The sequence below is a fragment of the Pantoea sp. GbtcB22 genome (assembly GCF_019091025.1).
In the GTDB taxonomy this organism is placed as follows: Bacteria; Pseudomonadota; Gammaproteobacteria; order Enterobacterales; family Enterobacteriaceae; genus Pantoea; species Pantoea leporis.
Map to the genome: position 1 here is coordinate 1 of NZ_JAGXKB010000045.1, position 346 is coordinate 346.

A 346-nucleotide genomic window follows, 5' to 3' on the forward strand; every position below is an offset into this window, starting at 1 on the left:
CGGATGACGGCCGGCCGATGCGACCGTCGTCATGGGAGGCGGTCTTCGCGCGAGCCGAAGCGCGGTGTCGGCAGCACGGCCTGGACGTCCATCTGACGCCTCACATGCTGCGGCACGTATTTGCGGTCCATATGCTCTCGCTTCTGATCCGCGCGCAGCTTGGCTGGATTGGTCCTGACCCCGACCAAAAGAGCGCCGCCTATCGTCGTGTCATCGGAGACCCGCTGCAAAAACTCCAGCGCCTCCTCGGTCATGCCAGCATCGCCAGCACCTATATTTATCTCGACAGCCTCGATGAAGCTCGCATGCTTGTCGACAAGGCTGCCGGCGATTTTGCCGATGCGCT

At 62.4% G+C, this 346-nt stretch carries 1 protein-coding gene; it reads right to left on the reverse strand.

Annotation, left to right across the window (positions count from 1 at the left end; translation table 11 throughout):
- Positions 1 to 29: 29 nt before the first annotated feature.
- Positions 30 to 346 (reverse strand): hypothetical protein (locus KVT28_RS24725; RefSeq protein WP_217550781.1); only part of this gene is annotated, 317 nt, incomplete at its 5' end.